This is a genomic window from Pseudomonas sp. 43mfcvi1.1, from assembly GCF_900115935.1.
Lineage (GTDB): Bacteria > Pseudomonadota > Gammaproteobacteria > Pseudomonadales > Pseudomonadaceae > Aquipseudomonas > Aquipseudomonas bijieensis.
This window is the reverse complement of record NZ_UETT01000002.1, coordinates 344,404-370,054: the sequence shown is the minus strand read 5'-3', so window position 1 is coordinate 370,054 and position 25,651 is coordinate 344,404. Positions and strand designations below refer to the sequence as shown.

The 25,651-nt window shown below is 61.8% G+C and carries 19 protein-coding genes; 2 read left to right on the top strand and 17 right to left on the bottom strand.

What is annotated here, in order from left to right; translation table 11 throughout:
- Positions 1–123: 123 nt before the first annotated feature.
- Together msbA and DTP52_RS05025 are read right to left on the bottom strand one after the other, a co-directional pair.
- The gene (gene msbA / locus DTP52_RS05030; protein WP_109752123.1) at positions 124–1,929 is read right to left on the bottom strand and encodes a lipid A export permease/ATP-binding protein MsbA; all 1,806 of its coding nucleotides are present in this window, start codon (positions 1,927–1,929) and stop codon (positions 124–126) included.
- 15 nt (positions 1,930–1,944) lie between these two features.
- The gene (locus tag DTP52_RS05025; RefSeq protein ID WP_109752122.1) at positions 1,945–3,117 is read right to left on the bottom strand and encodes an O-antigen ligase; all 1,173 of its coding nucleotides are present in this window, start codon (positions 3,115–3,117) and stop codon (positions 1,945–1,947) included.
- 107 nt (positions 3,118–3,224) lie between these two features.
- Here DTP52_RS05025 and DTP52_RS05020 point away from each other — a divergent pair, with 107 nt between their 5' ends.
- Positions 3,225–3,830, top strand: a complete 606-nt coding sequence (locus DTP52_RS05020) for a toluene tolerance protein (RefSeq protein ID WP_109752121.1) — start codon at positions 3,225–3,227, stop codon at positions 3,828–3,830.
- On the opposite strand, the gene DTP52_RS05015 is transcribed toward DTP52_RS05020, so the two are convergent.
- The 15 genes from DTP52_RS05015 to glnE form a co-directional block, all read right to left on the bottom strand.
- Entirely contained in the window at positions 3,816–4,919 is a 1,104-nt protein-coding gene (locus DTP52_RS05015) for a glycosyltransferase (protein ID WP_109752120.1), read from the bottom strand. The two genes, DTP52_RS05020 and DTP52_RS05015, sit on opposite strands and share 15 nt — an antisense overlap.
- Before the next feature lie 48 nt (positions 4,920–4,967).
- Positions 4,968–5,732, bottom strand: coding sequence for a hypothetical protein (locus DTP52_RS05010; protein ID WP_109752119.1), 765 nt, complete (start codon positions 5,730–5,732; stop codon positions 4,968–4,970).
- 55 nt (positions 5,733–5,787) lie between these two features.
- Positions 5,788–6,744: a glycosyltransferase gene (locus DTP52_RS05005; protein ID WP_109752118.1), complete on the bottom strand. Its 957-nt coding sequence runs from the start codon at positions 6,742–6,744 to the stop codon at positions 5,788–5,790.
- Between the two features lie 84 nt (positions 6,745–6,828).
- Positions 6,829–8,229 (bottom strand): PIG-L deacetylase family protein, encoded by a 1,401-nt coding sequence (locus DTP52_RS05000; protein ID WP_109752117.1) that lies wholly within the window; start codon positions 8,227–8,229, stop codon positions 6,829–6,831.
- An 8-nt stretch (positions 8,230–8,237) separates the two neighbouring features.
- Positions 8,238–9,134, bottom strand: coding sequence for an antimicrobial resistance protein Mig-14 (locus DTP52_RS04995; protein ID WP_109752116.1), 897 nt, complete (start codon positions 9,132–9,134; stop codon positions 8,238–8,240).
- Positions 9,134–10,264, bottom strand: a complete 1,131-nt coding sequence (locus DTP52_RS04990) for a glycosyltransferase (RefSeq protein WP_109752115.1) — start codon at positions 10,262–10,264, stop codon at positions 9,134–9,136. Before DTP52_RS04990 ends, DTP52_RS04995 begins: the two co-directional genes overlap by 1 nt.
- A complete protein-coding gene (locus DTP52_RS04985) occupies positions 10,248–12,005 on the bottom strand; it encodes a carbamoyltransferase (RefSeq protein WP_109752114.1) in 1,758 nt (585 codons plus the stop codon). The genes DTP52_RS04990 and DTP52_RS04985 overlap by 17 nt, the downstream gene beginning before the upstream one ends.
- Positions 12,006–12,363: 358 nt before the next feature.
- Entirely contained in the window at positions 12,364–13,824 is a 1,461-nt protein-coding gene (locus DTP52_RS04975; protein WP_109752113.1) for a lipopolysaccharide kinase InaA family protein, read from the bottom strand.
- The gene (locus DTP52_RS04970; protein WP_109752112.1) at positions 13,824–14,576 is read right to left on the bottom strand and encodes a lipopolysaccharide kinase InaA family protein; all 753 of its coding nucleotides are present in this window, start codon (positions 14,574–14,576) and stop codon (positions 13,824–13,826) included. The genes DTP52_RS04975 and DTP52_RS04970 overlap by 1 nt, the downstream gene beginning before the upstream one ends.
- Positions 14,573–15,307: a lipopolysaccharide kinase InaA family protein gene (locus tag DTP52_RS04965; protein ID WP_109752111.1), complete on the bottom strand. Its 735-nt coding sequence runs from the start codon at positions 15,305–15,307 to the stop codon at positions 14,573–14,575. The genes DTP52_RS04970 and DTP52_RS04965 overlap by 4 nt, the downstream gene beginning before the upstream one ends.
- Complete coding sequence (gene rfaP, locus DTP52_RS04960; protein ID WP_109752110.1) at positions 15,307–16,113, bottom strand: lipopolysaccharide core heptose(I) kinase RfaP; 807 nt, start codon at positions 16,111–16,113, stop codon at positions 15,307–15,309. The genes DTP52_RS04965 and rfaP overlap by 1 nt, the downstream gene beginning before the upstream one ends.
- Positions 16,110–17,234 (bottom strand): glycosyltransferase family 4 protein, encoded by a 1,125-nt coding sequence (locus DTP52_RS04955; RefSeq protein ID WP_109752109.1) that lies wholly within the window; start codon positions 17,232–17,234, stop codon positions 16,110–16,112. The genes rfaP and DTP52_RS04955 overlap by 4 nt, the downstream gene beginning before the upstream one ends.
- Positions 17,234–18,292, bottom strand: coding sequence for a lipopolysaccharide heptosyltransferase I (waaC, locus tag DTP52_RS04950; protein ID WP_109752108.1), 1,059 nt, complete (start codon positions 18,290–18,292; stop codon positions 17,234–17,236). The genes DTP52_RS04955 and waaC overlap by 1 nt, the downstream gene beginning before the upstream one ends.
- 1 nt (position 18,293) lies before the next feature.
- Positions 18,294–19,328 carry a lipopolysaccharide heptosyltransferase II gene (gene waaF, locus DTP52_RS04945; protein WP_109752107.1) on the bottom strand — a complete coding sequence of 345 codons (1,035 nt, stop codon included), beginning with the start codon at positions 19,326–19,328 and terminating at the stop codon, positions 18,294–18,296.
- Between the two features lie 344 nt (positions 19,329–19,672).
- A complete protein-coding gene (gene glnE / locus DTP52_RS04940; protein WP_109752106.1) occupies positions 19,673–22,612 on the bottom strand; it encodes a bifunctional [glutamate--ammonia ligase]-adenylyl-L-tyrosine phosphorylase/[glutamate--ammonia-ligase] adenylyltransferase in 2,940 nt (979 codons plus the stop codon).
- 382 nt (positions 22,613–22,994) lie between these two features.
- Here glnE and aceE point away from each other — a divergent pair, with 382 nt between their 5' ends.
- Complete coding sequence (gene aceE, locus DTP52_RS04935) at positions 22,995–25,640, top strand: pyruvate dehydrogenase (acetyl-transferring), homodimeric type (RefSeq protein WP_063323231.1); 2,646 nt, start codon at positions 22,995–22,997, stop codon at positions 25,638–25,640.
- The last annotated feature ends 11 nt before the right edge of the window (positions 25,641–25,651 follow it).

The following is a 25,651-nucleotide window of genomic DNA, read 5'->3' as shown; positions in this document are numbered from 1 at the left end:
GGAGACACCACTATCGCGAGCAAGCTCGCACATTGGTAATGGCTGCACACAACATTTGTGCCCCACAGTTGATCGAAGCCGGCCGAAAGAAACAGGCCGGCTGTCACAGCCTGGAATCCGAACTCAGGCGATATTCTCGGCGGGGGCGTCCAGCCCCATGGCGTGAAGACGCGCGTAGTAGCCGTTCTGCGCCAGGAGCTCGCCATGGGTTCCCCGCTCGACGATACGGCCCTGGTCCATCACCAGGATCATGTCGGCTTTTTCGATGGTCGACAGACGATGGGCGATGACCAGGGTCGTACGGCCTTTCATGACCTGATCCAGCGCGGCCTGGATATGCCGTTCGGATTCGGTGTCCAGCGCCGAGGTGGCCTCGTCGAGGATCAGCAGCGGCGCGTTCTTCAACAACGCCCGGGCAATGGCCAGGCGCTGGCGCTGGCCGCCGGACAGCAACACGCCGTTTTCGCCGACCTCCGTGTCCAGGCCATCGGGCAACTGCTCGATGAAGTCCATCGCATAGGCATCCCGAGCCGCCTTTTCAATGTCGGCCCGTGGCGCACCGGCCAGGTCACCGTAGGCGATATTGTTGGCCACCGTGTCATTGAACAGCGTGACATGCTGGGTCACCTGGGCGACATGACGACGCAGGTTACGCAGGCGGTAGTCTTCGATTTCCACGTCGTCGAGCAGAATCTGGCCGACCTCATGGTGATAGAAGCGCGGGATAAGGCTCGCCAGGGTCGATTTACCACTACCTGAACGGCCCACCAATGCAATCATCTGTCCGGGTGCCGCCGTGAAGCTGATGTCCTTGAGTACCTCGCGCTCAGCGTCGGGGTAGGTAAAGCTCAGGTTGCGCACATCGAGACGACCACTGACCCGCTCCTGCTCAACGGTCCCCCTGTCGATCTCCGGCTCGACATCCAGTTGCTCGAAGATGCTCTCGGCACCGGCCACGCCTTTCTGGATGGTGGAGCTGACTTCCGAGAGTTGGCGAATCGGCTTGGGCAGCAGACCAGCAGCCGTGATGTAGGCCACCAGGTCACCGGCCGTCGCGTCGCCGCGCAGGAACAGCACCAGGAACATCAGGGCCGCCATGGCGGTGTAGATCACCAACTGCAACATCGGCGTGTAGACCGCGCCGGTGCGAGTCATGCGCAATTGCTTGTCGGTGTTGCCCTGGCTGGCGTTGGTAAAGCGCTGCTCTTCATAGGCCTCACCGCCGAAGCTGCGCACCACTCGGTAGCCCTGGATGGTCTCGGAGGCAACGTGAGTCACGTCGCCCATGGCCACCTGGATCTTTTTGCTCTGCTTGCGGAATTTCTTGCTGGTACTGCTGACCATGACCGCGATCAGCGGCAGGATCGCCAGCATCACCAGGGTCAGCTTCCAGTTCATCCACACCAGGTAGGCGAAGAGGAACACCACGGAGAGACCTTCGCGGATCACCACCTTGATGGCATCGGTGGCAGCACCGGTGACCATGGTCACGTTGAAGGTGATGCGGGAAATCAGGTGCCCGGAATTGTGGGTGTCGAAATAGCGATTAGGCAGCACCAGCAACTTCTTGAACAACTCGACCCGCAAGTCGTGCACCAGCCCCAAGGAAACCTTGGCCAGGTAATAGTTGCCCAGGAACGACCCCAGGCCCTGCCAGGCAGCGATCAGAACGATCAGCAGCGGCACCGCCATCAGCAGTTTCAAATCCTTGAGGTACGGCACGTTGGGGAAGAGCACCGCATCGGGGTTGCTCAAGCCGTCGACGAAATATTTGAGAATCCCGGCCAGCATGGGCTGGGTCGAGGCAAATATCACGAAACCCACGATACTCAGCAGAAAAATGCCCGCGTAGGGTTTGACGTATCCCAGCAACCGAAAATAGATCTTCAGGCTGGAATCCTGTTCCGCTTTGGGCGGTGCGTCACTCATCGTCGGGCTCACTGGTTAGGAAGAACGCGGAATTTTATCACAGCCACCGGCATTGGCCTGCGCCCAGGTCAAAACGCTGGCCAGACCAATCGGCAGCCAGGTAATGAACCATTCGGCGCGGGGGGTTCCGGTCAGGCTCGCAGCGTCGAACTGCATCGCCAGGAATGAAAACACCCACATACCGAGCACGCCCCGGCCCAGCAGGCTTTCCCGGGCGCGCCAGGCTTCGCGCAGCACGGCGAACCAGACGATGCACCACAGCAGCAGCCCCGGCAACCCGAGTTGAATGGCGACATGGCTGAACAGATTGTGGGCGTGATCGAACTTGAGGCCGTGGACGATAACCCGGTAATCAGCCGCCACGCCAAGACCGCCCCATGGGCGCTCGGCAATCATGTGCAGGCTCGACATGAAAATCTCGGGCCGATAGGAAGCACCGCGCGCCATGACCAACGGCTCGAGCAACCAGAAAGTCAGCATTGCCAGCACCAGGGTCGTGGCGGCGATAATCCGGACCCTCTGGTCCCGACAATAGATCGGCATGGCCAGTACGCTGAGCAGCAAGGCCAGCGCAGCGCCGCGACTCTGACTCGCCACGACGAATATGCCCAACAGCGCCAAGGCCACGACCCAAAGCACTTGCAACCCCAAATGACGTGGCATCCAATGCAACATCCAGATTGCCGCCAACCCGATCACGTAGCCGCCAAGGATTGGATGAGACAACTCCCCCAACCCTTGCAGACGCACATTCCAGTGATGGTTCGCATACCCATAGAAATGGATGATGGCCAACAAGGCCGTCAGCGCAAGCCCCAGGCCGCCCCATTGCATGATACGAATCACGCGTTCGGGCTGACCGTTGGCAAAGATCGGGAAAAACAACAGGAACGCCAGGATGTAGAGCAATCGCTTGGCCTCGCGGGCAGGCTCTGCCACTTCGGCCCAGGCCAGTGTCACCAGGGCCCAGGCCATCAGCGCCAGCAGCGCCGTGTAGATCACGCGTTGGGCACGCCATACCTCCGCCAACCGATGACGGGCCGGCCAGGCGAAGACGATCACCGGCAGCCAGACAAATACAACCAACCCCTGTTGATAAATCTTGTTAGTCGGTGCCAGGGCTATCGCCAGCAAAAACCATAACAAGCCAAAGGCCATCCAGCCCTGTGCCCAACGTGTTGCCTGCATCTAACGCTCCTAAACGGTCTACCAGCCAAACCGGCATGGTGAAAACAAAAACTTTTGGGCATCATGGCCCGCCACGGCACCGGTTCTTTCAACAAGGTTTCCCTACGATGCAATCCTCACGGCTTCCCCAAGCCGCTTTGAATCAATTGATTGAAGGCGCCAGCATTCTGGAGGCCGACAGCTACGGCCCAAAAGTCTATCTGCTGCAGGATGGGAATATCCTCAAGCTGTTTCGCCGCAAGCGGCTTTTTTCTTCGGCCTTGCTGAGGCCTTATTCAACGCGATTCATCCATAATGCGGCCCGCCTGCAGAAGCTCGGCGTACCGACCCTCGAAGTGCTGGCCTTCTACAAACTGCAAAAACCCGGCATGACCGCCGTACTGTATCGACCGCTTCCTGGTAAAACCCTGCGTCAATTATCAAGTCAGGAAAACTTCAGCTGGCAGCATACCCTTCCAGCGCTTGTCGAGTTGATCCGCAGCCTGCATGCCAGCGGTATTTATTTTCGCTCGCTGCATCTGGGCAACATCGTCGTCACGCCTGAAAACCAACTGGGGTTGATCGATGTGGCCGACATGCGCTTCCTGCGCTCGCCACTGCCACGCTATCTGGCACGTCGCAACTTGCGGCATTTCGCTCGTTATATTGCCCGAGAGAACCTGAACGGGAGCTTTCCGATGCAAGCATTGGAAAATGCCCTACTGACTGCCTGAGATCAACTGCCGGGCGACCTGGCTGAAGCTCGACCAGGCCTCGTCAGGGGCCAGTGCCCGGTACTGAGCCGCTGCGACCGTATCGGCCGAAGCCTGCGCCGCTCGTTCGATCGCCTCGCTCCAGCCACTTTCGTCGTTGGGCATCGCGTACCAGCCGGTGTCGCCCAGTTGTTCACGAAAGACCGCAAGTTCGCTGGCCAGCACCGGGACACGAGCCAGGACAGCCTCTTGGAGGGTCAGTCCAAGGCCCTCGTCCAGGGACGGGATCAGCACCCAGTCAAATGCCCGATAGAGCGTCGCCACATCCTCCAGATGCCCCACCAGCAAGACTTTGTCGACCAGATCCGGCCGGGCGATCCTCGCTTGCAGCGCTTCGCGCCTCGGTCCCTCGCCGACAATCACCAGGCGCCAATCGGGGTGGTGGATCGCCGCCCGGCCAAACGCCTCCAGCAGACAGGCGAACCCCTTGCTGTCCACCAGCCGTCCCACCGCGCCAAATATCCGCGTCTGCGAGTCTGGTAGACCCAGTCGGGCACGTGCCGCTTCGCGAGACAGCAGCGCGGCCTGGAATTGCGCCGGATCGAACGCGCTACGCAGCGCAGCGACCTGCATGCCCAACTCGTCCTGGAGCGACATCGCCAGGGTCTGGGAGACCGCAGCCAGGGTCAGGCGGGAGGCAGGGAAGCCGCGCAACAGCTCGCGCCCCGCAGGATTGAGCCGTGTCGCGCCATGGAAGATCACCACTACGCGGATCTGCGGCATGACCTTGAGGACCGGCAACAGGGTACGGGCCACACCGATGCCATCGAGCAATACCACACGCGCATCGCTGTCGAGCAACGCCTGACGGAAACGATTGTGCATCAGGGGTTTTAGCAGACGCCAAACGTGTCGACCCTTGAGCCGGGCCGATGTCATATTCCACTCAAGCGCCGCCCCGACATCAATCTGGCAGGCAGCCGCCGACCCCTGCAAGAGCCATGTCTTGACAGGCATCGCTGGTTCCATCCGCGAGAGAATCTGATTATGGACCTTGTGTACCGAAGCGAACGGTGCACCGCCCGCCCACATGACATTGATAATGCTCATCGAGCAGCAAACCTTTTATCGCGGACCAGGATTCATGCTTCGCGGCATTCAGTAGTTGATAAGCCAGCCAATGCAGACCCCGAGCAAGAGAACCAGGGACAACTTGACTTGCTCGCGGCGCTTGCGGCGGGCCTTGCGCTGGCGCTCCACGGGTACTTCCACATGCACCCCGAATCCGGTATGCAAAACAGCATCCCCTTCGAGCGTGACCGCCGTCAAGTTCAGTTCGGCATAACGAAGCGACAAGGCTTTTTCACCGCCGAAACCGGCGAAAGGGGCACACAGCCGATACTCCTTCAACCGCCGCAGGCCAGGATTGAGGGAGAAGCTTTGCCATTCGGGCTTGTCTGAAATCAATGGATAACAGGGCACGCCGCCGATGACTTCACGCTCGCCCAGGCGAATATAGGGACTGTGCACGCACAAATCGTAGACATAGTTACGCAACCACACCTGAAGAATATCTGGCCGTTGCTCCAGGATCGTGCGCGAATCTTCCACGAAGGCCGGGCGATAGAACGCCCAGTCATCTTCACAGTGAAAGATATAAGGCGTCTTGACGTGCTCGTACGCCAGGTCGATCGAAGCCAGTTGTCCCAGCTTCGGTCGATTGACGAAGGCCGTCGTGCGGTCCTTCCAGTGAGCGGGAATGACCGCATGTACGCCTTCGTCGCCGGCATCTTCGGTAATGAAGACCTCACGGATCGGCGCGGTGTTGAAACGGTCGAAGCTCTCCAGGGTCTGCTTGAGCAGGTCGAGCCGGCCGCAACTGGTTACCACCAGGGTAATGTCACTATCGTCGGAAAACTGCACTGAAATACCATTTAGTCAAACGCCATCTGAACACCGGATGGCTCAACGGTTCGTATCAAACGCCCAGTTTCAGGCGCAATGTTTCCAGCAGATTCAATGGGGCTCGAGGCCGCAGCGGCGGCTCCAATGCTTCAACGATTTTCTGCCCGATGCGCGCGAAGCTGAACTGCTCAAGCGCCAGCTTCTGGCCGTTGTGCGCCACACTGCGCGCCAGCTCGGGGTCGGCGCGCAGCCGGGAAAGTTTTTCCTGGAGCTGTGGGATGTCACGGTACAACACCACGTTGTGCATGTCCTGCAACCCCAACGCCCGCGCCTCCTCGACGCCCTGATCGAACGCCAGCAGCACACAACCGCAGGCCATCGCTTCAAAATTCTTGATCATGAATTCGCCCATGCCTACGTCGGCACTGACGAAAAAACGGATACGGTTAAGGGTTTCGCAATACTCTTCGCCGGACTTGGTCCGGGTCACGACCAGCGGCTCAACGCGCCCCAGCTCATCCAGCAGGGCCTTGCGACCACTGTAGGCGACACTGTTGGTGCTGCCGACGAAGGCCAACTCGATGTCCCGCTCACGCCCCTGATCCTGCAATAACGACTGATCGTAGCCCTTGGGCACGAAAACCGCATCGAAACCTTCGCCGCGCAGACGTTCGGTCACCATGAAGCCGGAGCTGATCACCCGCACCCACGGCAGGCGACGGTAATGCGCACTGAACTTGCCGGTGTATTTGCACGGGATGTAATTCTGGTAGGCATCGTGCTCGAGGATCACCAGGTTGGGGATCGTGCGAATGAAACCAGCCTGGCGGATCTCCTGCTTGAAACGCAGGAAAAACACGATCCGGTCATAACGCGATACATCCACGTGGCGGCGGAAATATCCCCGCAGGTTGCGTTGCTCCTTGCTGTCGAGCCAGCGCAAGTCGCACTCGCAATGAGCGGCCACGCCTTCGTAGAGTCGGTCCAGGATGGCCCGCTGTTCTTTCTGCACCAGAAACAGAACTTTCATCGTTTTCCTTGCGGCACCGAACGACTTGATAAATAACCGGAGGCCGGTTTGCGCCGTAGCGCAAAGCCTCCCCACCTTGGGCCGTTACAACCGCCAGAACAGCTCATGGCGACGCACAGCCTTGCGAAAAAACTCGTTCTCGCCATACGGCGAGCCCGTGCGCCCGGCCAGCAGGCGCTGGATGCCACGGCGCAAGCGTCGCTTGAACGGCGCGCGCGGTTGCAGGTCATGCATCATGCCCAGCGCCATGGCCTTGTCGCGCTGTCCAGGCAACGCCAGCGGCAGGCTGACAGGCTGCATCGGCTGGGCCGGCTCGAAATACGGCGGCAACGCAATGCCTGTGCCCGCATCCCCCATGGGCCAGCGATCATTGTCGTGCAGGTGATTGGCGTAGCCCAACAGCGTGGTCGGTTGCCACTCCAGGCCTTCGAGGGCTTGCAGGACGGCATGATGGGCGCAGAGATGATCGGGGTGCGGATCGAGGGTCGGATGTGGCAATACAATGACTTCGGGACGCGCCTTGAGCAGCAGTTCGCGCAGGTCCGCCAGCAGGTTGTTCCAGGTCGGCGCGCCGTCGGCATCGCCCGGCAAGGTGAACGGGTTCAACTGGCGGAACAGCCGGATATCGCTCAGGCCAGCCTCGCGAGAGCCTTGTGGTTGGCTCGGCGCCGCCTGCATGGCCGCCAGTTGCAGGCAGAAATACCCCAACTGCACACAGTGCGCTTCAGGCACCCCTGCCCAACGCGGTACGGCAATGCTGTCCCAGGCGCGCAAACGGCCCTTGAGCCGCGCGGCCTCGACACGGTCCAAGCCCATCTGTTGATAATGCTCAGCTTCGATTTCACCGGCGGTCAGCGTCACAATCCAGGTTTCGTCTGCCTGGCTGTACAAACCATAGGCAGCCAGTTCCGCATCATCGGCGTGAGGGGCGATGACCATCACCCGCTGGCGCTGGACTTGTGGTGGCGTGAAAGACCACAGCGTCGGCTCGCCCAGCAAACGGCAATGGCGCCCACGCAGACGCAGCTCGCCCCGGGACAACGCCGGACCCTGCTCGCTGAGGTTGAGATAGCGCAGGCCATTGACCCCGCGCTCGAAAGTTTGCAGGTCCCTTTCGCCGCCCGACAATTCGACGAGCGGGTCGATAAAGCGTCCCAGCCAAGTGCTCTTGATCCGCAGCGCGAGGATCAGCGTCGCGCCATCGTCCAGGATCACGCCTTCGTCCAACCGTAGCCGCCCGGCATTCAAATGCACCTTGGGTTGCTGGGTGAACGGCGGGAAGCTGTATTGGTAATCGTCCCGGGGCGAATAGAACAAGTGATCGGCGAACCACGCCTCGTGGGCGATCCAGCCCAGCACCGCCAATACCAGGGGCAGCCACCAGGCCACCGCGACGCCCAGCGACACCAACACCACCAGGGCGAGTAACAACCCCACGCGCTTGTTGCGACGGTGGCGCCGGAGCAGCTGTTGCTTGCGACTCATGGGTGGGTTCATACGGTAAACACCGGCACGGGGTTGCACCAACGGTCCTTGTATTCCCGGTCCGCCCGGCCGAATGAAAAACGCAACGGCTTGCCGGCGGCACGAGCATGTTCCCAGGCGCTTTGGGTGTTGAGGAAGCTCAACACGCTGCCAGGGCTGAATTCGCGGGTCTGCGGATCGACGCCACCGTTGATGTACTCGACGCTGATCCACTCGGGCGCTTCTACGCGATACACCAACTGGATGGCAATCGGCGCATCGTTGAGAAAAATCACCGAGCCGATCAACCATTCGCGCAGCAACTCGATCACCTCGCCCATGCGCTCGGCACCGGTGGCCGCAAAGCCCCAGCGACGCAGGAACAGGTCACAGTAGATCGAGGCCAACTCGGCGCTGGTAAACTCGCCGACCGGCCGTACCACCCCGCCCGCCTCTTCCAGCAAACGCAACTCGCGGCGCTGGTTGTAGCGAAACTTCTTGGACAGTTCTTCCGGCGTGCGGGCCATGGCCAGTTGTTCCTGCTGCAACTTCAAGCCGCTGAAGCGTCCCTCATTGAGGGCCGACAGGTAACGTCCACGATGCCGCAACGGGGCTTGTGCATCGGGCGCCGCCGGCAGGATCAGCTCGGCATTGCCCAGGTCGAACAGGCCCTTCTTGCCGCTGCGCTTGAGCACGTCTTTGGACAGCGCCAGGTCGCGGCCCCAGGTCGGTATGGCGGCCTTGAGTTCGCCATCCTGCTCGAACGCCAGGTAGCGCACGGGAATCCCGGCCAGGGCCGCCAGGCGCTCGACCACCAAAGGATGGGTCGCCACACTGCCGCCAAAACGCTGCCAGGCCTGGGCATAAATCGACGCATCGACAGCGGTCCAGCCGCGCTCGCGCCAGCCTTGGAATCGGTTGAGCATCAGGCCCTCGGCGCCAGTTCGGTGACTTGGGGCAAACGCCAGAATGCCTCGCGTACGGCGCGATCCGAGAAGCGTTCGCGCAAGCGGTCGAGCATCAGCTCGGCGCATTGGCGACGCTGCAGATCGTCCATGGCCGCCAGGTGTTGCAGCCCCTGGGCCATGTGCTCGGCGTCGCCCAGCGGAAACAGGATGCCCACGTCCTCGACCACTTCCTTGGCGCCGCCGCAGGCCGTGGCCAGCAACGGCACGCCAGCGGCCATGGCTTCGAGCAGCACCATGCCGAACGGTTCGTGGTCGGAGCTCAGGGCGAACACATCAAAAGCGCGGAAATAACGGCGCGCCTCGGGCACCTGGCCAAGGAACAGCACGCGATCAGCAATGCCCAGCTCACGAGCCAGTGCCTTGAGATCCTGCTCCAGACGGCCCTTGCCGAGAATCGCCAACTGGCTGTTGACCGGCAGATACTCCAGTGCCGCGGCAAAGCCGCGCAACAGTGTGGCCTGGTCCTTGTCCGGGTGAAGACGGCCAACATTGCCGACAATCCAGGCGTCCGTATCCAGCCCGAGCGTATGCCGCGCCTCCTCCCGGGAGACTTGGCCGGCCTGGGCGGCATCGAGGTCGATGCGGTTGTAGAGAGTCTGGATCCGCGTAGCCGGCCATTTCGGCAGGCAGCGACGCATGTCGTCACGCACCGCATCGGACACTCCGAGCAGGCTCAGACGCTTGCGAAACACATGGGCGAACAGCCGGCGCGTACGCCGCTGGTAGTCACCAAAGGCATGGTGCACGCCGATCACCGGCAGGCGCGTGCCCAGCAGGGCGATGTAGATCGGCTTGAAGCGATGGGCAATGCAGAAACTGAAATTGCGTGAGGCGGCGATCTTGCGCAGATCGCTGATGGCCCCCAGCTTCAGGCCGCGAACGGCACTGGAGCTGTACTCCATGAACAGCACCTCGTCCGAGGCACAGCCGGCGGCGACCTCAGCATCGGCCGCCCCAGTGAGAAACACCGTGGTCACGCGATAGCCAGTGCCCGCGAACAGGCTGGCGTACTGACGGGCGCAGTCGAGGAACGGCCCGTCATAACCGTGGCAGAACTGCAGCACATGTCGCTCAGCCGAGCGTGTCATAAGCGTCCACGCCGTCTTTGACCACCAGGATGTCTTCCATGATCAGGTACTGCAGGTCGGAACCATAGAACATGTTCAGCGCGTCGGTCGGCGAGCAGATCATCGGTTCGCCACGACGGTTGAGCGAAGTATTCAGCGACACGCCGTTGCCGGTCAGGACTTCCAGCGCCTTCATCATGTCGTAGTAGCGCGGGTTGTATTCACGCTTGAGCACCTGGGCCCGGGACGTGCCGTCTTCATGGACGACTTCCGGCACGCGGGTTTTCCATTCTTCGGCCACTTCGAAGGTGAAGGTCATGAACGGCGCCGGGTGGTCGACCTTGATCATCTGCGGCGCGACGGTGTCGAGCATCGACGGGCAGAAAGGCCTCCAGCGCTCGCGGAACTTGATCTGTTCGTTGATGCGATCGGCCACGCCGCTGGCGCTCGGGCAGCCAATGATCGAGCGACCGCCCAGGGCGCGCGGGCCAAACTCCATGCGCCCCTGGAACCAGGCCACCGGATTGCCGTCGACCATGATCTTGGCGATGCGCTCAGGCGTGTTGTCGATCTTGCGCCATGCCGGCTTGCTCGGATGGCGGGCGCATGCAGCGATCACGTCTTCGTTGCTGTAGGCCGGGCCGAGGTAGACATGTTCCATCTTCTCTACCGGCACACCACGGGCGTGGGACACATAAGCCGCCGCACCCACCGCGGTACCGGCGTCACCGGAAGCCGGTTGCACGAACAGCTCCTTGACGTCGTCGCGGGCGATGATTTTCTGGTTCAGCTTGACGTTCAACGCGCAGCCGCCGGCGAAAGCCAGCTTGCCGGTTTCCTTGAGTACGTCGCCCAGGTAGTGATCGATCATTTGCAGCGCGAGCTTCTCGAACAGCGCCTGCATGCTGGCCGCGTAGTGAATGTACGGCTCGTCGGCGATGTCGCCTTCGCGTTTCGGGCCGAGCCACTCGATCAGCTTCGGCGAGAAGTAGAAACCCTTGCCCTTCTCTTTATAGCGACGCAGGCCGATCACGTTGGCATAGTCGGTGTTGATCACCAGCTCGCCGTTTTCGAACGAGGCCAGGCGCGAGAAATCGTACTTGCTGGCATCGCCGTAAGGCGCCATGCCCATGACCTTGAATTCACCGTCGAGCATTTCAAAACCGAGAAACTCGGTGATCGCGCCGTACAGGCCACCCAGGGAGTCTGGGTCGAAGAATTCCTTGATCTTGTGGATCTTGCCGTTTTCGCCGTAGCCGAAGAAGGTCGTGGCGTATTCGCCCTTGCCATCGATGCCCAGGATCGCGGTTTTTTCCTGGAAGCCCGAGCAGTGGTAGGCGCTGGAGGCGTGGGCCAGGTGGTGCTCGACCGGCTCGATCTTGATTTTTTTCGGATCGAAGCCCAGTTGCTCCAGGCACCAGACGATCTTGCGGCGATAGCGCTTGTAGCGACGGTTACCCATCAGGATCGCGTCGAGGGCGCGGTCCGGGGCGTACCAGTAACGCTTGGCGTAGTGCCAGCGAGCCTCGCCGAACAGGCTGATCGGGGCGAAGGGAATCGCCACCACGTCAACGTCGGACGGCTTGATGCCAGCCTGTTCCAGGCAGAACTTCGCCGACTCGTAGGGCATGCGGTTCTTTGCATGTTTATCGCGTACGAAGCGCTCTTCCTCGGCCGCCGCGATCAGCTTGCCGTCAATGTACAGCGCTGCGGAAGGATCATGGCTAAGGGCGCCGGACAGGCCAAGAATCGTCAATGCCACAGGGGTCTAGCCTCTTATGTCTGCATACGGGCGACAAGCGCCGCGAAAAATTGATGTGCCGCGCGCCAAGGGTGCGGGGCAGCTAAAGGGCGGGATTATAGCTTAAAAGCGGCCTTAAGCCTCTAGCGGTGAGTGGCGAGCGTGCAGCACACGATCGCCTGGCGCTTGCAGGGCAGCGTACCTGTGGCGAGGGAGCTTGCTCCCGCTCGGCGGCGCAGCCGTCGTAAACCGGTTGATGCGGTTTTCCTGCGGGAATGCGCCGGCCTTTTTGGGGCTGCTGCGCAGCCCAGCGGGAGCAAGCTCCCTCGCCACGGTGCATCGGCGACCTCACGTGAACAGCACGGTCTTCACTTGCGATTCATAGGGCGGACGAGGCGCTATCGATTGTTTTGGGCAACCGCCCATCAATCACCCGATACAACGCACTGTCCTGCGGCCAATTGCGCATGAACCGCGCGCGATCCCGGGCGTAGGCCGGGGCGAAGCTGGCCTGGGTGCGGTGTTGGCACATGGAGTCGAGGTCGATCAGCGCCCAGCGGTCGTGCTGCCAGAACAGGTTGTGGCCCTTGAAGTCGCCATGGCTGATGCGCTCGCGGATCAGGTCGGCAAACAAGCGATCCAGCGCCAGCAATTCAGCTTCGGGGGCTTCACCGTTCTCCACGTAAGGGCCGAAGCGCTCGATGATGTCCGGCCCCGCCAGGTGTTCGGTGACCAGGTAGGCGCCGCGGCGCAACCACAGGAAGCGCTTCTCCAGCAAAGCCAGCGGCTTGGGTGTGGCAATGCCGAGGAAAGCCAGGCGATGGCCTTCGCGCCAGGAATGCCAGGCACGACTCGGGCGCCAGAAGCGCTTGAGCCAGTGGGCGAAGTTCTTGATGTTGTAGCGCTTGATCACCAAGGTACGACCGTTCGCCTCGACTTTGCCGACGCTGGCCGCGCCACCGGTCTTGTACAGATGGCCCTGGTCAAGCAACGCATCGGCCTGCTCCAGCACCGGCGTCATCGCCGCTTCTTCATCACGACGGACCGCCCGCAGGCCGAACGCCCCGCGCTGCACACTGAACAGGCTGCACTCACGCCCGACTTTTGCCAGGAAGTCCTTGAGACGCCAGGCTTGCACCTTGTCGATCTGTTTTTGCAACGCTTCCATGGGCAGCGCGTGTTCGGCGTTGCCCAGCAGGTAATACACCAGCAGCTCTTCATTGAACGGCTGGAGGGTTTTGGGCAGCTGGGCGAAAAATACCCCCAGGTTCTCCAGGACCTTCTGCCGCGACAACGGTTGCCCCGGGGTCTCAGCGCGGATGCCAGCGCCGTCGATCAAATAGAGCTGGCCGTCATGGCGCAGCAGATTGTCCAGGTGCAGGTCTTCCTGCCAGAGGCCTTTGCCGTGCAGTTGCGCGATGGCGCCGAGGGCTTCGGCCAGCACCGCCGCCTGCTCGTCGGCCAGCAACGGCAGGTGTTCGACCTGTTTCCAGGCATCGCCCAGGCTCTCGGCGTCTTCGAGCAATTGGAACAACAACCAGCCGCCTTCACCCTCTTTCAGGCCATCGGCGAGCAATAACGGCGTGGTCAACCCTTGCTCGGCCAGCAAGCGCACGCCTTGCAGTTCCCGCTGGAAATGCCGGGCGGCCTTGCTGCCCACCAATAATTTGGCCAGCACCGGCCGACCACGCCAGACGCCCGCGCCGACATAACGCTGCCCCGGCAACACCCGCAACAGCGAAAGCAGCTGCAATTGCGCCGCGCCAGCAGCGTCGGCCAGTTCCAGGCTCAGCGGCAGGCTGGGGCTGCGGCCGGCATTCTTCAATTCGGACAAATGCATCAACGGGCTTCCTTGTGGCTACGCCGGGCGGTCAGGCGGGTCATCCAGCTGTCGACCAGCCCACTGTCGAGCGGCTGGTCCAGGTAGGTAGACAGCAATTGGCGCACATCGGCATCGCTCCAGACTGCCGCGCGACGCAGCAGAGGCTCCAGGTCCTTGACCCGATCCCGTTGGCCGAACAGCAGTGGCCGGGTCTTTTCCAGGTCGATCAATTGCGCCTGGTAACCGCTGGCGGTGGCTTGCAGGAAGATGTGTTTCGGATAAAAGCAGCCGTGCACCTGATGCATGCCGTGCAGTCGCCGCGCCAACTGACCGCAGGCGTCGAGGATGGTGGTGCGCTGCGCCGTCGTCAGGCTCGGCCAGCGTTGCAAGAGTGAATCCAGGTCGTCCCAGCCATCCAGGGCGCGGGTCAGCAGGATCGCTCGCACCTCGCCATCCACTTTGCGCTGGCCGTAGAACACCGCTTGCAGGGCCGGAATCCCCAACTGGCGATAACGGCTGATGTTGCGAAACTCCCGGGAAAAACTCGGTTCGCCAAACGGGTGGGACCAGGTTCGGGTCAGGTAATTGCTCTGGCGCTTGAGGTAATAACCCTGCCCTTCCAGCTCCAGTCGGAACACGCTGCTCCAGCCGTCGCCCGAGGTATTGGGTTCGTCCACCGCCTCCAGTTGCCGCGCCCACAAGGCCTCGAAGCTGTCCAGGCCATGACGCTGCAACAACGCCCGGTCTTCAGCGGCCAGAAAATCAGTCATTCACGCCCCTCGAAAAATCTCACCACGTGACGGATGCGTTTCTTGTCGCACGCATCGAGCCGGTCGCGCTGACGGTATTGCAGATAAAAACGCAGGCGCTGCGTGGCCGACAAATGGTATTTGGCCACTTTATCCAGGCACGCCAAATCCTTGGTGATACGGTACTTGAGCCAGAAACCACGCCAGAAGTCGCCGTTTGGACAGTCGATCAGAAACAGCCGCGAGCGATCGTCGATCAACAGGTTGCGCCACTTCAGATCGTTATGGGTGAAGCGATGGTCGTGCATGGTCCGCGTGTAGCCGGCCAATTGCCGGCTCACGCCATCGACCCAGGCGCGATCCGCCAGTCGCGGGTCGTGCCGCTCGGCCAGGGCCGAGAGGTCTTCGGTATGCGGCAGTTCGCGGGTGATCAGCGCGCCACGGGCATAGGTCGCGCCGTTTCGCTCCAAGCCCCAGCCCACGACTTCGGCGGTGGGGATGCCCCATTTGGCGAAGCGCTTGAGGTTCTGCCACTCGGACTTGACCCGCGGCTTGCCCAGGTAGCGGCGCAAACCCTTGCCGGCGCCGACGTAGCGCTTGACGTAATAGTTCACGCCGTTGCGCTGCACCCGGATCACCTCTGACAACGGGTCACGGGTCAAACGCTCCCCTTGCAACGCGAACACCGCGTCGAGACTGCCAAAGTCCTGCGCCAGCTCGACGTACGCAGGTTCCAGATTCCAACCCGACATCAGAGCGCGTCCCCGTACCGCTGCTTGCGGGCATACAGCTTGTTGGCCTTGCCTTCGAGCCAGGCCAGCAACGCAGCCTCTTCGGCGAGGATCCGCCGTAACGGCTGCTGGAAATAGCCCTTGAGGAAACGCAACTTGTCGCGGCGGGTCAGGCCGATGTCCAGCGCCGAGAAATACAGTGCCGCCAGGTCCTTGTTGCGCCAGCGAGTGGTGATGGCCGGGCGGGTCTGGGCGCGGTGCAGGTCGATCACCGAGAGTTTGAAATCCGCCGGCGTCACCGGCTTGTCGGTATGCAACAGGAAGTGGCAGATGTAGCAGTCACGATGATTGACCCCGGCGCGATGCATCATGCCGGTCATGCGCGCCACTTCGGCGATCAGGGCACGCTTGAGTGTCGGTTGCGGCGGCTGCTTGACCCAGTCGATGCTGAAGTCTTCGAGGCTGACGGTCGGCGCCAGCTCTTCGGTGACGATGAACGAATGCTGGTCCGCCGGGTTGCGGCCTTTCTCGCCGTAGGCTACAGCCGTCATGGTCGGTACGCCGACTTCCTGCAAACGCTGGATCGCCTTCCACTCCTGACCCGCGCCGAGTACCGGCAGCTTGGCGGTGAACAGGTTCTTGAAGATCTCGCCCCAACCGATACCGCGGTGGATCTTCACGAAAAAACCACGACCGTCCACCTCCGTGCGCAAGGTGCGCCGGGCTTCCAGTTCGCGATAGACCTCGCCCTTGAGCGCCTCGACTTCGGCGAACGCATCGCGCCCGGCCCAAAGGCTCTTGAACGGTTCGGCCAGCATCAATTTCATTGTGCGTGCTCCGCCAATATCACATCGGCCGCGTGCTGCGGCATGCTGTAGAGGTCGGCCGTCTCGGCGAAGGCCAGACCATTGCGGCTCCAGGCCGCCCGGGCATCGGCGTCGTTCAACATGCGCTCCAGGTATTCGTTGAGCTGGGCTTGTTCGAACGGCTCGTCGAGCACCAGGCCACTGTCGGCCTCGGCGATGTAATGGGCGTACCCACATACCGCGCTGACCAGTACCGGCAACCCGGCCACCAGCGCTTCGAGCAGCACGGTGCCAGTGTTCTCGTTGTACGCCGGATGGATCAACAGGTCTGCGCCCAACAGGAAACGCGGGATGTCGCTGCGGCCCTTGAGGAACCGCACATTGTCACCGAGCCCCAACGCAGCGCTCTGCAGTTGGAATACTTTGGGGTCGTCCTGGCCGATTACAAACAGTCGGGTGCGTTTTCGCAGTTCGGCTGGCAACGCGGCCAGGGCCTTGAGGCTGCGATCCACGCCCTTGGTCTTGAACCCGGAGCCGATCTGCACCAGCAGCAGGTCGTCGGCGGCCAGCTCGAATTCAGCCCGGAACGCCGCGCGGATCTCCTCGGCATCGGCGGGCCGACGGCGGTCCTGGGCGATGCCCGGTGGCAGCAGGTGAAAGCGTTCCAGCGGCGTGCCGTAATGCTTGATGAACAGTGGCTGCTGGACTTCGGAGATCATCAGCACGTCAGTCTTGGCGTCCTTGGCGAACACCGCCCGCTCGTACTCGGCGAAATGCCGGTAGCGACCCCAGCGCCGGTACAGCGAATTGCGCAGGTTCTGCGCCTTGTCTTCGAAGCAGCCGTCGGCGGCGTAGTACACGTCCAGGCCGGGCATTTTGTTGAAGCCGATCAAACGGTCCACCGGGCGCTTGGCCAGATCGGCCTCCATCCACGCACTGAGCTTCTCGTTGCGGCGATGGTTGAACAGCGCCTTGACCGGCGCCACCAGCACCTCGAAGCCAGGCGGCACGTCGCCTTCCCAGATCAGCGTGTAGACACGGATCTGGTGGCCGCGTCGCTGGCATTCCAGGGCGATGCGCATGAAGTCACGCTGCAGGCCACCAAAGGGGAAGTACTTGTAAAGGACAAAAGCCAATTGCATCAGCGCGGCTCCTCAGCCAATAACGTGCTCAGGTGGCTGGCAACACGCTCGGGGTTCAGACGCGTGAAGCACAGGGGCTGCTCGCGTTTCAGGTCAAACCGCCGAGCATCTTCGGCGGTCGGCGGGTAAGTGCATTGTTTCTGCATGCACGGCGCGCAGGGGAAATCACTGGCGAGGTGAATCTGGCCCTTGCCGTAGGCGCCGGTCAGCACCGGATTGGTCGGACCGAGCAGCGAAATGGTCGGCACGTCCAGGGCCGCGGCCAGATGCCCCAGACCGGTGTCCACAGCCACGCAGGCCTGGGCGCCGGCAAGCACCTTGCCCATCCCGCCCAGGTTCAGTTTCGGCAGTACCAAGGCGTTGCGCAGCCCGCTGGCGATGCGTTCGGCCCGGGCCTTTTCGGCGGGGTTGCCCCACGGCAGTTTTACCACCACTCCGAACTGCCCCATGCGCTCGGTGAGCTGGCGCCAGTAAAGTTCGGGCCAATGCTTGGACTCCCAGGTCGTGCCGTGCAGGAACACCACGTAGGGGTAGGGGCGTGGCAATTCCACCAATCGGTCGATGTCGAGGCCATAACTGCCCTGGGTTTGCGGCAAGTCATAGCCCAGCGCCAGAGCAAACAACTGGCGCACGCGCTCGACCGCATGCTGACCACGGGCCACCGCCAGGCGCCGGGAATAAAAGCGCGCCGCCAGGGGTTCGCGGGCCGAGTGCTTATCCAGGCCGGCGACCGGGGCCTTGACGTAGCGGGTCAGCCAGGCGCTTTTCAGCAGGCCCTGGGCGTCGATCACCAGGTCGTACTTTTCGGCCCGCACGTTCTGTTTGAAGCGTCGCCATTCGCCACTCTTGATGGTTTGCCAGAGGTTCTTGCGCCAGCGCCGGATCGCCACCGGGATGACCTTGCCCACGGCCGGGTGCCAGGTGGGGATTTCGGCGAAGCCTTCTTCCACCACCCAATCGAACTTGATGCCAGGAATCGCTCGCGCCGCGTCGGTCAGCGCCGGCAGGGTATGAACCACATCCCCCAGCGAAGAGGTCTTGATCAGCAATACCCGCAAGTTACCGGACCTCCACGGGTGTGCCTTGCAAACGTTCCAAGGCTTCGTTCACGGCAGGCGGCATAAGCTGGCGCAGGCAGTTGTAATGACCGAAGCGGCAGGTGCGGTCGAAGCACGGGCTGCACTCGATGCCCAGGCGCACGACTTCGACCTTGTCGGCCAACGGTGGTGTGAAGCCTGGCGAAGTAGAGCCGTAGACCGCCACCAATGGCCGATTCAGGGCGGCGGCCACGTGCATCAGGCCGGAGTCGTTGGACACCACGGAATCGGCGCAGGACAGCAGGTCGATGGCCTCGGCCAGGGAGGTGTCGCCGCTGAGGTTCACCGACTCTTCCCGAAGCCCCGGGATCAACCGCGAGCGGATGTCCTCGCCCACCGGATGATCTTTTTTCGAGCCGAACAGCCAGACTTGCCAGCCTTCGCGAATCTTCGCCTCGGCAACCTGGGCGTAATGCTCCGCCGGCCAGCGCTTGGATTCACCGAACTCGGCACCCGGACAGAGAGCCAGCACCGGACGATCCAGGCTCAGGCCGAACTTGGCCAGCGCCGCTTCACGGGTCACCGGGTCGATCGCAAGGCTCGGTCGCGGATAGGGTTTGGGCAACTCGACCCCAGGCTCGTAGGCCAGGGCCATGAAGCGCTCGATCATCAGCGGATAACGTTCTTTATCCAGTGTGCGCACATCGTTGAGCAGGCCGTAGCGAAACTCGCCACGCCAGCCGGTGCGCTTGGGGATACGGGCGAAGAACGGCACCAGTGCCGATTTCAACGAATTGGGCAACAGGATCGCCTGGTCGTACTGGCCGGCCAGGGATTTGCCGATACGCCGACGGGTCGCCAGTTCCAACACGCCGTGGCCGAGCGGGAAGCTCAAGGCCTTGCGTACTTCGGGCATGCGCTCAAGGATCGGCCGGCTCCACTCGGGGGCCAGGACGTCGATTTCGCACTGCGGATGGCGCTGTTTCAGGCACTGGAACAGTGTCTGCGCCATCACCATGTCACCGACCCAACTGGGCCCAACGATCAGAATATTCATGTGCTTTCCAAAAACGATACAGGGAGGCCTACGCCTCCCCGCCTCGAGAATCACTGTGGCTTAGGTCGTTGCCTGTTGCCCTAATCTACAACACACCCCCATCAACTGTGGGAGTGAGCCTGCTCGCGATGAGGCCGGTACATTCAACATCAATGTCGCCTGACACTCCGCCATCGCGAGCAGGCTCGCTCCCACAAGGGGCCTTCATCTGTTTCAAGTACAGTGCCGCACCGCAAATCCACTGTGGGAGCGAGCTTGCTCGCGATGAGGCCATCACATCCAACCTCAATGTCGCCTGACACTCCGCCATCGCGAGCAGGCTCGCTCCCACATTCATTCAATACTCAGCTCAGCCCCAGCTCCCGCCAGATCCGCAAGACCTGCCGGCGTTCATCCACGAACTGGTCGCCTGCGATCACCCCGGTATCTTTCTGCAAGGCCTGGCGGTGGGCAGCGGAGCGGTAGGCTTTATAGGCTTCGCGCAACAGCGTGGCATCTTCGGCCGGCATCAACCCGAGCTCCTGCAACCCGTCGAGGATGCGGATGTTATCGGTGTAGCGCACCAGCGAGGGGTGTTCCTCGGACCACGCCAGGGCCGCGTATTGCACCATAAATTCAATATCGACGATACCTCCGGCGTCCTGCTTGAGGTCGAAGGGCGCCGCGGCCTCGAAGGCATTCGGCGCAGTCCCGGCGGCGGTAGCCTTGCTGCCAAGGTTGTCCCGCATCTTGGCGCGCATTTCGCTGACTTCCTGACGCAGCATCGGCAAGTCACGCTTGCGTCCCAGCACCTGGGCGCGGACCTTCTCGAACGCCTGGCCCACATCCTGGCTCCCCACCAGCACCCGGGCTCGCACCAATGCCTGGTGTTCCCAGGTCCAGGCTTCATTCTCCTGATAACGGGCAAACGCCCCAAGGGAACTGACCAGCAACCCCGACGCCCCGGACGGTCGCAGGCGCATGTCCACTTCGTACAACTGCCCGGAGTTGGTCTGGGCGGTCAGCAGGTGGATGATCCGCTGGCCGAGCCGGGTGAAGAACTGCGCGCCGTCGATGGGTTTCGGGCCATCGGTTTCCGCCTGTGGGTCGCCATCGTGGATGAACACCAGGTCCAGGTCGGAACCATGCCCCAGTTCCAGCCCGCCGACTTTCCCATAACCGACAATAATGAAGCCCGGATCGCACAGACTGCCATCGGTGCGCAATGGCACGCCGTGCTTGGTCACCGTCTGGCGCCAGGCCAGGGCCAGCACTTGCTCGAGAATCGCCTCGGCCAGCCAGGTCAGGTAATCGCTGACTTTCATCAGCGGCAGGCTGCCGGCGATTTCCGAAGCCGCTACCCGCAGGCGATGCGCCAGCTTGAAATGCCGCAACGCCTCCATCTGTTGCTCCAGATCATCCTCGGGAATGCGCGTCAGGCGCTCACGCAACTCCGCCGCCAACTCCGGCGCCAGGGGCGGCTTGAACAGCCGGCCCTCATTGAGCAATTCATCGAGCAACAATGGGAAACGGGTGATTTGTTCCGCTATCCAAGGGCTCGCCGCGCACAGCGTCAGCAAGCGTCGCAGGGCTCCGGGGTTTTCCGTCAGCAACACCAGATAGGCCGAACGGCGGGCGACAGCCTCTACCAATGGCAGCACCCGCTCCAGCACCAGGTCCGGATTGGCATGCTCCACGGCCTGGGCCAACAGGCGTGGAATGAAGGCATCCAGACGCTCGCGCCCCAGGCGCTGCATGGCGCGCAGTTGCGGGCTCGCGCGCAAGGCAGCCAGTGCCTTGAGGGCCTTGGGTGCATCGACGAAGCCACCGTCCTGCAACTGACGACATGCCGCCTCTTCATCCTGGCTGTCTTCCCACAAGGGCAACCATTCGCCACCCACCACCACTTCGCTTTCCCCGCCCTCCTCTTCATCCGGGTCGGCGATGACCTGGCCGAAATGCCAGGCCACACGCCCGCGCCAGTACATCAATTGCTCGTGAAAGGCCGACCAGTCGGCAAAACCCAGCATGAATGCAATGCGCGCCTGATCCTGTGGGCTGTCCGGCAACATCTGGGTCTGGCGGTCGGCGATGGCCTGGATAGCGTGCTCGGTATAACGCAGGAACTCATACCCCTGGCGCAACTCGTCGACCACCTTGGCCGGCAGATAGCCCTGGCCTTCCAGGGTGCCCAGCACTTTGAGCAACGGCCGCTGCTGCAAGCTCAAGTCGCGACCGCCGTGGATCAGTTGGAACGCCTGGGCAATGAATTCCACCTCGCGAATGCCGCCCGAACCCAGCTTGATGTTGTCGGCCATGCCCTTGCGCCGCACCTCCTGCTGGATCAGTTGCTTCATGGTGCGCAGCGCTTCGATGGCGGAAAAATCCAGGTAACGGCGATAGACGAACGGGCGCAACATGTCGAGCAATTGCGTACCGGCCACCTGATCGCCCGCCACCACCCGCGCCTTGATCATGGCGTAGCGTTCCCAATCGCGGCCCTGGTCCTGGTAATACTGCTCCAGGGCATTGAAGCTCAGCACCAGCGCGCCGGCCGAGCCGTAGGGGCGCAGGCGCATGTCGACGCGAAAGACAAAACCGTCGACGGTCATCGGGTCCAGGGCCTTGATCAGGCGCTGGCCGACACGGATGAAAAACTCCTGGTTATCCAGCGGTCGCTTGACGCCAACGGTTTCGCCGCCCTCGGGGTAGGCGAAAATAAGGTCGATGTCCGACGACAGGTTCAGCTCCACGGCGCCAAGCTTGCCCATGCCCAGGATGACCATCTGCTGCGGCTCGCCGCTGCGCCGTCCGGTGGGCGTGCCGAATTGCTGACTGAGGCGCTGGTACAACCATTGATAGGCTTGGTCGATGCAGGTGTCGGCCATGTCCGAGAGATCGCGACAGGTCTGGACCAGGTCGGCCTGGCGGGTCAGGTCGCGCCAGATGATCCGCACCTGCTGGCGCGTACGCTGACGGCGCAGGACGCGTCCCAGTTCATCCTCGGTCTCGGCGGCCTGTACTGCGGCACCGATCTGTGCGCACATTTCACCGGGAGCCAGGCTGCGGTCCAGTTCGCCGCTGCGCACCAGCTCCAGCAGCATCGCCGGGTCACGGAGACTCTGCTCGATGAAAAAATCACTGGCGGCGGCAACGCGCTTGAACGCATCCCAACGCTCGGGCGTCCAGGCAGACAACCCGTGGTCGTCGTCGAACAAGGCGACCGCGGCACGGAACGACTGCTCGGCCCGACTGACCAATGACTGGAGAATGGCCGGTACTTCGGCAAGCGAGGGCAGGCTCATGGTCTATCCTTGATCGGCGCGGGAGAGGCTGGATGTAGTGTTTTTTCAGAAGACACTACCTGATCGACTGTCGAACAAAGATGATAAATAGCTGAAAATCTGATTTTATTGGCAGCCGGCATCAAGTTTTTACCTGTTCGAGTTGGCTAAAGACCAACAGTAACGATTATTCTCACAACGAAACGAGCGGCCATAAGCCGCTCATGTGTAGTTTTACTACTCGTCTATACATTCGAAAGGCTGAAACGGCCAACGATTTGTAGTAAAACTACACGCCGCCGAAACAACCTTCGGCAATCCAAGAATTTATATCGTCTGCCCACAAGGCCAGTCGCAAACTCAGGCAACCGATTCTGGTAGCCTTTCCGCCCTGGAGCAAGCCATGCAAGACCTCGATCCCGTCGAAACCCAGGAATGGCTGGACGCCCTGGAATCGGTTCTCGACAAAGAAGGCGAAGACCGTGCTCATTATCTGATGACCCGTATGGGCGAACTCGCGACCCGCAGCGGTTCGCAACTGCCCTACGCCATCACCACGCCGTACCGCAACACGATCCCCGTTACCCACGAAGCACGCATGCCTGGCGACCTGTTCATGGAACGCCGCATTCGCTCGCTGGTACGTTGGAACGCGTTGGCCATGGTCATGCGTACCAACCTGAAAGATTCTGACCTGGGCGGTCACATCTCCAGCTTCGCCTCCAGCGCGACGCTGTATGACATCGGTTTCAACTACTTCTTCCAGGCCCCGACCGACGAACACGGCGGCGACCTGATCTACTTCCAGGGCCACGCATCGCCAGGCGTCTACGCCCGTGCGTTCATGGAAGGCCGCATCTCCGAAGACCAGATGAACAACTTCCGCCAGGAAGTGGACGGCAACGGCCTGTCCTCGTACCCGCACCCTTGGCTGATGCCAGACTTCTGGCAGTTCCCGACCGTATCCATGGGCCTGGGCCCGATCCAGGCGATCTACCAGGCGCGCTTCATGAAGTACCTGGAAGCCCGTGGTTTCATCCAGCCAGGCAAGCAGAAAGTCTGGTGCTTCATGGGTGACGGCGAGTGCGACGAGCCGGAATCCCTGGGCGCGATCTCCCTGGCCGGCCGCGAGAAGCTGGACAACCTGATCTTCGTCATCAACTGCAACCTGCAGCGCCTCGACGGCCCGGTTCGCGGCAATGGCAAGATCATCCAGGAACTCGAAGGCGTGTTCCGTGGCGCCCAGTGGAACGTCAACAAAGTCATCTGGGGCCGTTTCTGGGACCCACTGCTGGCCAAGGACGTCGACGGCATCCTGCAACGTCGCATGGACGAAGTCATCGACGGCGAGTACCAGAACTACAAGGCCAAGGACGGCGCGTTCGTCCGTGAGCACTTCTTCAACACGCCTGAACTCAAGGCAATGGTTGCCGACTTGTCCGACGACGAGATCTGGAAACTCAACCGTGGCGGCCACGACCCGTACAAGGTCTATGCGGCGTACCACGAAGCGGTCAACCACAAAGAGCAGCCGACCGTCATCCTGGCCAAGACCATCAAGGGTTATGGCACCGGTGCCGGCGAAGCGAAGAACACCGCGCACAACACCAAGAAGGTCGATGTCGACAGCCTGAAGCTGTTCCGCGACCGCTTCGACATTCCGGTCAAGGACAGCGAGCTGGAAAACCTGCCGTTCTTCAAGCCGGAAGAAGGCAGCGCCGAAGCCCGTTACCTGGCCGAGCGCCGTGCCGCGCTGGGCGGTTTCGTACCACAGCGCCGCGCCAAGAGCTTCAGCGTCCCGACCCCGCCACTGGAGACCCTCAAGGCGATCCTGGACGGCTCGGGCGACCGTGAAATCTCCACCACCATGGCCTTCGTGCGGATCCTCGCGCAATTGGTCAAGGACAAGGAAATCGGCCAGCGCATCGTCCCGATCATCCCGGACGAAGCCCGTACCTTCGGTATGGAAGGCATGTTCCGTCAGTTGGGCATCTACTCCTCCGTCGGCCAGCTCTACGAGCCAGTCGATAAAGACCAGGTGATGTTCTACCGCGAAGACAAGAAGGGCCAGATCCTCGAAGAAGGCATCAACGAAGCGGGCGCCATGAGTTCCTTCATTGCCGCCGGTACTTCGTACTCCAGCCACAACCAGCCGATGCTGCCGTTCTACATCTTCTACTCGATGTTCGGCTTCCAGCGTATCGGCGACCTGGCCTGGGCGGCCGGCGACAGCCGTACCCGTGGCTTCCTGATCGGCGGTACCGCTGGCCGGACCACGCTGAACGGCGAAGGCCTGCAACACGAAGATGGCCACAGCCACATGCTGGCCGGGACCATCCCGAACTGCCGCACCTATGATCCGACCTATGGCTATGAGCTGGCGGTGATCATCCAGGACGGCATGAAGAAGATGACCGAAGAGCAACAGGACGTCTTCTACTACATCACCGTGATGAACGAGTCCTACCAGCAGCCAGCCATGCCGGCCGGTGTCGAGGCAGGCATCGTCAAGGGCATGTACCTGCTCGAGGAAGACACCCGCGAAGCGGCGCACCACGTCCAGCTGATGGGCTCCGGTACCATCCTGCGCGAAGTGCGTGAAGCAGCGAAGATCCTGCGTGAAGAGTTCAACGTCGGTGCCGACGTGTGGAGCGTCACCAGCTTCAACGAACTGCGTCGCGACGGCCTGGCCGTAGAGCGCAGTAACCGCCTGCACCCTGGCCAGAAGCCTAAGCTGAGCTACGTCGAAGAATGCCTGAACGGCCGTAAAGGTCCTGTCATCGCCTCTACCGACTACATGAAGCTGTTCGCCGAGCAGATCCGCCAGTGGGTTCCTTCCAAGGAATTCAAAGTGCTGGGCACCGACGGTTTCGGCCGTAGCGACAGCCGCAAGAAGCTGCGTCACTTCTTCGAAGTCGACCGTAAGTTCGTTGTGTTGGCAGCCCTGGAAGCCCTGGCTGACCGTGGCGATATCGAACCGAAAGTGGTGGCCGAAGCCATCGTCAAGTTCGGCATCGATCCGGAAAAACGCAACCCACTGGACTGCTGAGGAGAATTTTC